At 41.1% G+C, this 10,456-nt stretch carries 10 protein-coding genes; all 10 read left to right on the forward strand.

Features of this window, described 5'->3' with window-relative positions; translation table 11 throughout:
* Positions 1 to 121: 121 nt before the first annotated feature.
* On the forward strand, positions 122 to 808 hold the full coding sequence (locus RU86_RS10620; RefSeq protein WP_096815281.1) for an amino acid ABC transporter permease: 687 nt from the start codon (positions 122 to 124) through the stop codon (positions 806 to 808).
* On the forward strand, positions 805 to 1,542 hold the full coding sequence (locus RU86_RS10625) for an amino acid ABC transporter ATP-binding protein (RefSeq protein ID WP_096815282.1): 738 nt from the start codon (positions 805 to 807) through the stop codon (positions 1,540 to 1,542). Before RU86_RS10620 ends, RU86_RS10625 begins: the two co-directional genes overlap by 4 nt.
* 180 nt (positions 1,543 to 1,722) lie before the next feature.
* On the forward strand, positions 1,723 to 2,388 hold the full coding sequence (locus tag RU86_RS10630) for an adaptor protein MecA (protein ID WP_079505157.1): 666 nt from the start codon (positions 1,723 to 1,725) through the stop codon (positions 2,386 to 2,388).
* Between the two features lie 126 nt (positions 2,389 to 2,514).
* Positions 2,515 to 3,687 (forward strand): glycosyltransferase family 4 protein, encoded by a 1,173-nt coding sequence (locus RU86_RS10635; RefSeq protein WP_096815283.1) that lies wholly within the window; start codon positions 2,515 to 2,517, stop codon positions 3,685 to 3,687.
* 81 nt (positions 3,688 to 3,768) lie between these two features.
* On the forward strand, positions 3,769 to 4,539 hold the full coding sequence (gene sufC / locus RU86_RS10640; protein WP_047914952.1) for a Fe-S cluster assembly ATPase SufC: 771 nt from the start codon (positions 3,769 to 3,771) through the stop codon (positions 4,537 to 4,539).
* A 13-nt stretch (positions 4,540 to 4,552) separates the two neighbouring features.
* A complete protein-coding gene (gene sufD / locus RU86_RS10645) occupies positions 4,553 to 5,815 on the forward strand; it encodes a Fe-S cluster assembly protein SufD (RefSeq protein WP_096815284.1) in 1,263 nt (420 codons plus the stop codon).
* Positions 5,816 to 5,964: 149 nt separating this feature from the next.
* Positions 5,965 to 7,197 (forward strand): cysteine desulfurase, encoded by a 1,233-nt coding sequence (locus RU86_RS10650; protein ID WP_096815285.1) that lies wholly within the window; start codon positions 5,965 to 5,967, stop codon positions 7,195 to 7,197.
* A complete protein-coding gene (sufU, locus tag RU86_RS10655; RefSeq protein ID WP_096815286.1) occupies positions 7,184 to 7,648 on the forward strand; it encodes a Fe-S cluster assembly sulfur transfer protein SufU in 465 nt (154 codons plus the stop codon). Before RU86_RS10650 ends, sufU begins: the two co-directional genes overlap by 14 nt.
* Before the next feature lie 10 nt (positions 7,649 to 7,658).
* Positions 7,659 to 8,957, forward strand: a complete 1,299-nt coding sequence (gene tgt / locus RU86_RS10660) for a tRNA guanosine(34) transglycosylase Tgt (protein ID WP_096815287.1) — start codon at positions 7,659 to 7,661, stop codon at positions 8,955 to 8,957.
* A 49-nt stretch (positions 8,958 to 9,006) separates the two neighbouring features.
* Entirely contained in the window at positions 9,007 to 10,425 is a 1,419-nt protein-coding gene (sufB, locus tag RU86_RS10665) for a Fe-S cluster assembly protein SufB (protein ID WP_096815288.1), read from the forward strand.
* Positions 10,426 to 10,456 lie beyond the last annotated feature (31 nt).

A 10,456-nucleotide genomic window follows, 5' to 3' on the forward strand; every position in this document is an offset into this window, starting at 1 on the left:
CTTTTTTTGTGACGATATTGTGCGGGATTTAAGTTGATTTAAGGATTATCTAAGGAAATAAGTGAATTTATAAATTATTGTGCTATAATAATTTATAACTATTTTCAGAAAGAGATTGTATATGAGTTTTAATTTTATTGACAAATTTTTACCCTATTTTAATGATGGCCTGATCATAACCTTGATGATATCGGCATTCGTAGTTATTTTTGGGACGATTCTTGGGACTTTGATCGCTTTAGGCAAGTTATCTAGTGTGCGCCCGATTCGCTGGTTAGCAAATATTTACATAGAAGTTTTTCGTGGAACACCCATGTTAGTACAGATTATGATTGGGTTTCAGGTACTTGGTAAGATGCCACTACCAGAATTCCAACTAGGTATTTTAACGGAAGATTTGTCACGTCTTGTGCCAGGTATCATCGTCTTGTCGATGAATTCAGGTGCTTACGTGGCTGAAATCGTCCGAAGTGGGATTAATGCAGTGCCAAAAGGCCAGACAGAAGCCGCCTACTCATTAGGCATTCGACCACGCCAAACGATGATTAAGGTCATTTTACCTCAGGCGATTCGGAACATTTTACCAGCCTTAGGTAATGAATTTGTGACCATCATAAAAGATAGCTCACTCCTTGCTACTATTGGTGTCATGGAGCTTTATAATGGTGCACAGACGACGAGCTCAACAACCTATCAAAGCTTATCACCTTGGTTACTCGTTGCGGTTTATTACTTTGTCGTCACCTTTATCACGAGTCGCTTGATTAACCTACTTGAGAAAAAACTTGGGAGAGGATATGTGAAATGACCACACCAAATTTGATTGAAATTAAAGGCTTGCATAAGTCATTCGGTAAAAACGAAGTGTTAAAAGGCTTAGATATTGAGATAAAAAAAGGCGAAGTTGTCGTGATGATAGGACCATCAGGTTCTGGGAAATCAACTTTTCTAAGAACGATGAATCTGCTTGAGACACCAACAAAAGGCGATGTTTATTTTGAAGGCACAAATATTGCTGATAAAGCAACAGACGTCTTTAAGCATCGCGAAAAAATGGGCATGGTTTTCCAACAGTTTAACTTATTTCCTAACCTGACAGTTCTCGATAATCTAACCTTAGCACCAGTTAATACGGGTAAATTAACAAAAGAGGCTGCCAAAGAGGTTGCTATTGCTTTACTAGCTAAAGTCGGTTTATCTGATAAAGTCGACGCCTATCCACAAAGCCTATCTGGTGGGCAACAACAACGTGTAGCAATTGCGCGTGCCTTAGCCATGAATCCAGATGTGATGCTCTTTGATGAGCCAACATCAGCCTTGGACCCTGAGATGGTAGGCGATGTTTTATCTGTTATGAAAAATCTGGCTAAGGATGGCATGACAATGGTTATCGTCACACATGAGATGGGCTTTGCTAAAGAAGTGGCGGATCGTGTGATTTTTATGGCAGATGGTAAAATAGTCGAGTCTGGTGAGCCAAAAGCCTTATTTGATAATCCAAAAGAAGTGCGGACACAAGAATTTCTGGCACAAGTTTTATAACCTGATAGAGATGATGTTTCTAGCCTGAGATAGTGGTCATTTTTTCTATCTATAAAGTCAAAAAAGCACAGTAAACACACACGAGCGCTAAAATTAGCGCTTTTGTGATATAATGAGTGTTCAGAGATGATATCGTATCTGTGTGTACTAATGAAATGAAATGAAATGCGGGGTTAACCTATGGAATACAAACAAATTAATGATAAAACAATAAAAATTTCTTTGACATTTGAGGATTTAAAAGAGCACGATGTTAAAATGAGTGACTTTTTAGTCAACCAAGGTATGGTTGAAAAACTTTTTTATGAGCTAGTCAGCGAACTAGAGATAGAGGATAAGTTCACGAATACAGGCATGATGACCTTTCAAGTTCGACCACATCCTAAGGGTGTTGATTTATTAGTGACTGAAGAAACGGACATAGATAATATGCAGTTTCCTGAAGGATCTGAGGGCTTACAAGAAATGATGGATGAAGCGATGGGGCAGATGGGTGATTTAGCCAGCATGCTAGATAACTCAGAGAAGCAACCAAATTTTGACGTCATGGATGATCATGCAGACTTCGTCTATTTCATTTTGAAATTTAACACCATGTCTGATGCCATTAGACTCAGCAAGGTTGTCAAAGATGACGTCGAAGAATCAGAACTCTTCCAGTTCCAGGATAAGTTATACCTGACGATTTTGGATAATCAAAAGCGTAAAGGTGTTAAAGAAGTGAGCTTATTACGTGCTAGAATGCTAGAATATGGACAACCATCTGATTATTCTAGAGAGACATTGCTTGAACATGCAACGACGATTTTTAGAGACGAAGCGCTCGAAAACCTACAACAAGTTTAAGCGGCGAGAAATCGCTGTTTTTTGGGTTTTAATTGGCTGTTAGGCGCGTGAGGTGGCCATCAGAAACTTTTTGGTGCTACCTAGGGTTAAAAGAAAATTTTCTAAATTTTTGGTATAATAAGGTATATGCATAATATAACAGAATTTCCATTTACAATTAAATATATTATTATCTTGTTGGTGACAGCAATCATTGCTTTGATTTTGACACCAATCATGGTTGTGGTTTCTAGAAGAATTGGTGCAGTTGATAACCCAAATGCACGCCGTATTAATACAAAGCCGATGCCATCTGCAGGTGGTGTTGCCATTTTTATTGCCTTTTCTGTGATTACTTTGTTTGTCTTGCCACGATTTGTCGGCCTTGCCAACTATAACCGTGTGGATGCCACATATCTTGAGTATATCTGGCCTTTTGTTCTGGGCGGCGGAATCATTGCCTTAACTGGTTTGATCGATGATATCGTAGAATTGGGTCCCAAGACTAAATTTGCAGGCCAAATTTTAGGGGCATGTGTGATTTGGTTTTTCACAACCAGTCGCTTTGATAACTTCAAGATACCATTTGGTGGTCCGCTCTTGATATTTCCAACGTGGTTATCTTTTTTGGCGACGATTTTTTGGATTTTAGCGATTACTAACGCCTTAAATCTGATAGACGGTTTAGATGGTCTAGCAAGCGGTGTCTCCATCATCAGTTTAACAACTATGGGGATTGTTAGTTACTTTTTTTTAGGAACAAATGATATCTATCTGCCGATTACTATCTTTGTTTTGGTATTTGCGATTGGTGGGTTCTTCCCTTATAACTTCCCACCAGCTATCATTTATCTAGGGGATACAGGGGCCCTCTTTTTAGGGTTTATGATTTCAGTGTTATCCCTACAAGGCTTGAAAAACGCGACAGCAGTCGCTGTGGTCACACCCATGATTATTTTAGGTGTTCCCTTAACAGATACGGTTGTAGCCATGGTCAGACGTAAGTTAAATGGCAGTAGTATCGTTGAAGCAGACCGTATGCATTTACATCACAGATTACTCAGCTTGGGTTTAACATCTCATGCTGCAGTATTAGTTATTTACGGTATAGCAGGTGTGTTCTCCTTTATCGCTTTAATTCTGAATGTCTCTTCTCGCTGGGGAGGTATCTTCTTGCTCATATTTAGTCTGATAGGGTTAGAAGTCATGATTGAACTAGTTGGTGTCTTAGGTGAGAATCGTACCCCACTCTTAAATTTGGTTAAGTTTATCGGTAATAGTGACTATCGACAAGAAGTGAAGAAAAAGCGCAAGATGTAAAGCTTTCTAGACAAAATGATTCTATTTTGTCTATTTTTTTGTTAAAATGAGACTAGTCATATTAAATACTTGGAGGAAATTATGTCTATATTAGAAATTAAAGATTTACACGTTCGTGTTGAGGAAAAAGAAATTCTCAAAGGTGTAAACTTAACCATAAATACTAACGAAATACATGCGATCATGGGACCAAATGGTACAGGGAAATCAACACTTTCTGCTGCGATCATGGGTAACCCAAATTTTGAAGTGACACAAGGCGAAGTCTTGTTGGATGGTCAAAATATTTTAGACTTGGATGTCGATGAACGTGCGCGTATGGGTCTTTTCCTGGCCATGCAATATCCGAGTGAAATCCCAGGTATCACTAATGCTGAATTCATGCGTGCAGCGATGAATGCTGGACGTGAAGATGACGATAAGATCGGAGTCATGGACTTCTTGAACAAGCTTGATGAAAAAATGGCTTTGCTTAACATGCATGAAGATATGGCTGAACGTTACTTAAACGAAGGCTTTTCTGGTGGTGAGAAAAAACGTAACGAAATCTTACAGCTCTTGATGCTTGAACCAAAATTCGGTATCCTAGATGAAATCGACTCAGGTCTTGATATTGATGCCCTAAAAGTTGTTTCAAAAGGGATCAACGCAATCCGTGGCGAAAACTTTGGTGCGCTCATTATTACCCATTACCAACGTCTACTTAACTACATTACACCTGATGTTGTCCATGTGATGATGGAAGGCCGTGTTGTCATGACAGGCGGCCCAGAACTTGCAGCCCGTTTAGAGTCAGAAGGCTACCATGGTATTGCAAAAGAGCTTAATATAGAGTATAAAGAAGAAGCTTAAGAGGGCAAATAATATGACGAAAGAAAATATTATCGCTTTTTCACAAGCGCATGCGGAACCAGAATGGTTACAAGCACGCCGGAAAGCGGCATTTGATAAAATTAGTGAGTTAAACCTCCCTTTGATTCAACGTGTCAAATTAGACCGTTGGAACTTTGGGAATCACACTGTTAGCGATTCTGTTGCAACACCAAACGTCGTTGACTTTACAAACTTAGGGGATAATCCGAAATTAATCCAAGTTGGGACGACGACTGTTTTTGAACAACTCTCACCAGAGTTAGTCAACAAAGGTGTTGTGTTCACAGATTTTTATTCAGCTTTAGAAGAAATTCCAGAAGTGATCGAACAGTATTTTGGTAGTGCTTTAGCCTTTGATGAAGATAAGCTAACAGCCTACCATACTGCTTACTTTAACTCTGCAGCAGTTTTGTATATACCAGATAATGTCGAAGTTGATGTGCCGATTCAAGGTCTCTTCTACCAAAACTCGGATGAAGCAGTTGAATTTAACAAGCACGTCTTGCTTGTTGCAGGTAAGCATTCAAAAGTTTCTTACTTAGAACGTTTCGAAAGTCTTGGCAATGGCAGCGAAAAAAGCACAGCCAATATCGCAGTTGAGGTTGTCGCGCTAGAAGGCTCACAAGTTAAGTTTTCAGCAATTGACCGTTTGGGCAGTAATTTAACAACCTTCATCAGTCGTCGTGGTCGTTTGCAAAAAAATGCAACGATTGATTGGAATCTTGGTGTGATGAATGAAGGTAATGTCATCGCAGATTTCGATAGCGACTTGGTCGGTGAAGGTAGCCATGCTGAACTTAAAGCAGTGGCAATCTCATCTGGTAAACAAATCCAAGGTATCGATACACGTGTGACCAACTATGCACCACATTCTATCGGACATATCCTACAACATGGCGTTATTTTGGAAGCTGGTACCTTGACATTTAACGGGATTGGCCACATCATCCGTGGTGCTAAAGGTGCTGATGCACAACAAGAGTCACGTGTCTTGATGTTATCAGACAAAGCACGTTCAGATGCCAACCCAATCTTGTTAATTGATGAGAATGACGTAACAGCTGGTCATGCTGCCTCTATCGGTCAAGTTGACCCAGAAGATATGTACTATCTGATGAGTCGTGGTATCGACAAAGATACTGCCGAACGCTTAGTCGTTCGTGGCTTCTTAGGCGCAGTTATCGGTGAAATTCCAGTTAAAGAAGTTCGTCAAGAAATGATTGACGTGATTGAAAGTAAATTAGACAAACGTTAAGTATATAACGGATAGAAATCGTGTCAAAAGGTATCAGCGTTTGAATTTTTCAGCTAGTTTGAACTCTATGAGGGCTTATGATCGTTAACCTGATATAAAAAACTTAACTTGGGACCTTATCCCTTTGTATAGGATAGAAGTGAGACAAAATGAGCCTAGAGATAGAAAAAATTAGACGTGACTTTCAGATTTTAGACCAAATCGTTAATGATGAACCTCTGGTTTATCTCGATAGTGCCGCAACCACACAAAAGCCTAAACAGGTGCTTGATGTCATGCGTCGCTATTACGAACAAGATAACGCCAATGTCCACCGCGGGGTACATACTCTGGCTGAGCGGGCAACGGCTGACTATGAAGCAAGTCGTGATAAAGCACGTACTTTCCTCAATGCCAACTCTCGTAAGGAAATTCTATTTACGCGTGGGACAACAACTGGCTTGAACTGGGTTGCAAAATTTGCTGAACAGATTTTACAACCAGGTGATGAAGTCGTTATTTCGATCATGGAACACCATTCAAATATCATCCCTTGGCAACAGGCAGTCGCTAAAACAGGTGCTGTTTTGAAATTTGTCTATCTAAAAGATGGTGAATTGGATATGGCTGACCTTGAAGCTAAAATAACAGATCAGACAAAATTTGTCAGTATCACGCATGTCTCAAACGTACTAGGGGTTATTAATCCAGTTAAGGAGATTGGTCAGATCGCCCATCGTCATGGGGCAATCATGGTCGTTGATGGTGCCCAGTCAGCTCCCCACATGCAAATCGATGTTGTAGATCTAGATTGTGATTTCTTCACCTTATCTGGTCATAAGATGGCTGGACCAACTGGTATCGGTGTTTTATATGGGAAGGCAGACCTGCTTAACCAGATGAATCCGATCGAGTTTGGCGGCGAGATGATTGATTTTGTCTATGAACAAACAGCGACTTGGAAGGAGCTGCCTTGGAAATTTGAAGCAGGGACACCAAATATCGCGGGATCAATCGGTCTTGGGGCAGCAATAGACTATTTGACTGAAATCGGCTTGGCTGATATTCATCAACACGAACAAGACTTGATTAACTATGTCATGCCCAAATTGCGTGAGATTGACGGTCTAACGATTTATGGCCCCGTTGATAATAACCGACGCGGTGGGGTTATTGCCTTTAATATCGACGGCTTACACCCACATGATGTGGCGACAGCCCTTGACATGGAAGGGGTCGCTGTTCGTGCAGGTCACCATTGTGCACAGCCTTTAATTAACTATTTAGAGGTCCCAGCGACAGCACGCGCAAGTTTTTATCTCTATAATACCTTTGCTGACTGTGATAAGTTAGTAGAAGCGATTAAATTAACCAAGGAGTTTTTCAAACATGGCACTATCTAAACTTGATAACCTCTATCGTCAGGTGATTCTTGATCATTCTAGCCGACCACATCACTACGGTGAATTACATGGTGGTGAGACGGTCGACCTCAATAACCCAACCTGCGGTGATGTCATTAAACTGACCATGCAGGTGGATGATGACAGGATTACAGACATCGCCTTTAACGGCTCTGGCTGTAGTATTTCAACAGCCTCAGCGTCCCTCATGACCGATGCAGTTATCGGTAAAACAAAGGCAGAAGCCCTTGAATTAGCAGATATCTTCTCAAAAATGGTACAAGGTGAAGTTGACACGCGTCAAAAGAAATTAGGCGATGTAACCCTCTTATCGGGTGTGGCTAAATTTCCACAACGTATCAAGTGTGCGACATTAGCATGGCATGCTTTGGAAAAAGCTGTTGAGAGCGAAAATGATAGCGCGGCCATCGGCCACCTGTCAGGACATTAAGAAAGTTAAGATGACACAAAATAAACAAGCATTAACCTTTGATATCAAACGTAAAATACCAAATACTTTAGCTAGAAGTGGCACGATTTCGACACCTCATGGTGACATTCAAACACCAGCCTATATCGGTGCCGCTACGGCCGCAACTATGAAAACCTTGACCAATGCTGAAATCGATGCACTTGGTGCCCAATCTATTTTATCAAACACCTACCATCTGATGTTAAGACCTGGTGCGGATTTGATGGAAAAAGCGGGTGGTATCCATAAGTTTATGAACTATAACAAACCTATGTATACCGATTCAGGTGGCTTTCAAGTCTATTCACTTGGTATGGCCTATAAAAAAGGCCTAGATGCGACCAGTCATACGACAAAAGGTTCATCTGAAAATGCTGTTATGAGTGCTGATCAGCTGACTAAAGTAGATAAAGAAGGCGTGTGGTTTAAGAGTCATCTTAACGGCGATAAAATCTTTATGACACCTGAGTACTCGATGGAATTACAACATCAGATTGCTGCAGATGTTCATATGGCATTTGACGAGTTAACATCCCCCTTGTCTGGACGTGAGCAGATCAAGTCTGCACTTGACACGACACATGCTTGGGCTGAACGCTCACTCCGTCGCCATGTTGCACTAAATGCAGTACATGCTGAAAAAGGGGAGAACCAACAAGCCTTATTTGGCGTCGTGCAAGGTGCCCGAGAAGAAGACTTTCGTTATGAAAGTGCGGGCTTCTTAGGTGGGTTGACCCTTGAAACTGGCGAGCAGTTCGACGGTTTTGGTATCGGTGGTACCTTCCAACCAGAAGAGTTGCCAGATGTCTTGACCTGGATAAATGAAACCTTACCTGAAGGTAAGCCACGTCATTTACTAGGCATGGGCGCACAACCGGCTGACCTATTCTTAGGTGTCGAGTTTGGCTGTGATACCTTTGACTGTGTTGCACCAACACGTCAAGGTCGAAATGGTGCGATTTTCACTTATGATGGTCGTATCAATATCACCAATAAGCGATTTGAAGATGATTTCACCCCTATCGATAGCGAATGTGATTGTTATACTTGTTTGACCCATACTAAAGCCTATATCCGTCATTTGTTTAAGGCAAATGAAGTGACAGGTATGGTGCTTGCAAGTATCCATAATGAACGATTTGTTGTTAAAACGGTGGAAGATATCCGTCAAAAATTAAACGAATCAGACGCTGCCTTCTGGGCCTATAAACGCGACTTTCTTGTTAGATACTATGGACAAGAACGTGCAAAAGATTTCCTCTATACTAGTCCAGCAGACTGGCAATGAGATCGGGTAAAACCGTACATGTTATAAAAAATGAAAGGTAGCAAAACAGATGGCAGAAGATATAATTAAACCAAATATTGAAGAAGTTGACTTAGGCGATTACCAGTTTGGTTTTCACGATGACGTGACACCGATCTACTCGACTGGTCGCGGATTGACTGAACAAGTCGTAAGAGATATTTCAGCATCTAAACAAGAACCAGAGTGGATGCTTGAGTTCCGCTTGAAAGCACTTGAAGCTTATCATAGAATCCCACTACCTAAATGGGGACCAGATTTATCGCAAGTTAATTTTGATGATATCATCTATTTTCAAAAAGCGTCAGATAAACCAGCACGTTCATGGGATGATGTACCTGAAAAAATCAAGGAAACTTTTGAACGTATCGGGATTCCAGAAGCTGAACGTGCTTATTTAGCCGGTGCTTCTGCCCAATATGAGTCAGAAGTTGTTTATCACAACATGAAAGACGAATTCACAAAACTAGGGATTGTCTTTACAGATACTGACTCAGCATTGAAAGAATATCCTGAAATTTTCAAAAAATATTTTGCGAAACTTGTACCACCAACGGACAACAAATTAGCTGCCCTAAACTCAGCTGTTTGGTCGGGTGGGACCTTTATCTACGTACCAAAAGGGATCAAAGTAGATATTCCTTTGCAAACTTATTTCCGGATTAACAATGAAAATACGGGTCAGTTTGAACGGACATTGATCGTGGTTGACGAAGGTGCCAGTGTGCATTATGTTGAGGGCTGTACAGCACCAACCTATAATAGTAATTCACTCCATGCTGCCGTTGTTGAGATATTTGCCCTTGATGGTGCTTATGTGCGTTACTCAACCATCCAAAACTGGTCTGATAACGTCTATAACTTGGTAACAAAACGTGCCCGTGCGCTGTCAAATGCGACAGTAGAGTGGATCGATGGTAACTTAGGTGCAGCCATTACCATGAAATACCCAGCTGTTTACTTAGATGGCCCTGGTGCCCGTGGTACCATGCTTTCTATCGCCTTTGCCAACCGCTCACAAGTACAAGATACAGGCGCTAAGATGATCCATAACGCACCGAATACTTCTAGCTCGATCGTCTCTAAATCGATCGCTAAAGGTGGTGGTGAAGTTAACTACCGTGGTCAAGTGACATTTAATGCAGCCAGCAAAAAATCTGTCAGCCATATCGAGTGTGACACGATCATTATGGATGACCAGTCTAAATCAGACACGATTCCGTTTAATGAAATTCATAACTCACAAGTTGCCCTCGAGCATGAGGCAAAAGTCTCTAAAATCTCTGAGGAACAACTCTACTACCTCATGAGCCGTGGCCTCAGTGAATCTGAAGCAACAGAAATGATCGTCATGGGATTCGTAGAACCCTTTACCAAAGAACTCCCAATGGAATATGCAGTTGAGCTTAACCGCTTGATTTCTTATGAAATGGAAGGGTCAGTGGGTTAATTAGGCTCTATAATAAATCGTGTGGGAAATA

It is taken from the genome of Pseudolactococcus piscium (genome assembly GCF_002441695.1).
In the GTDB taxonomy this organism is placed as follows: domain Bacteria; phylum Bacillota; class Bacilli; order Lactobacillales; family Streptococcaceae; genus Pseudolactococcus; species Pseudolactococcus piscium.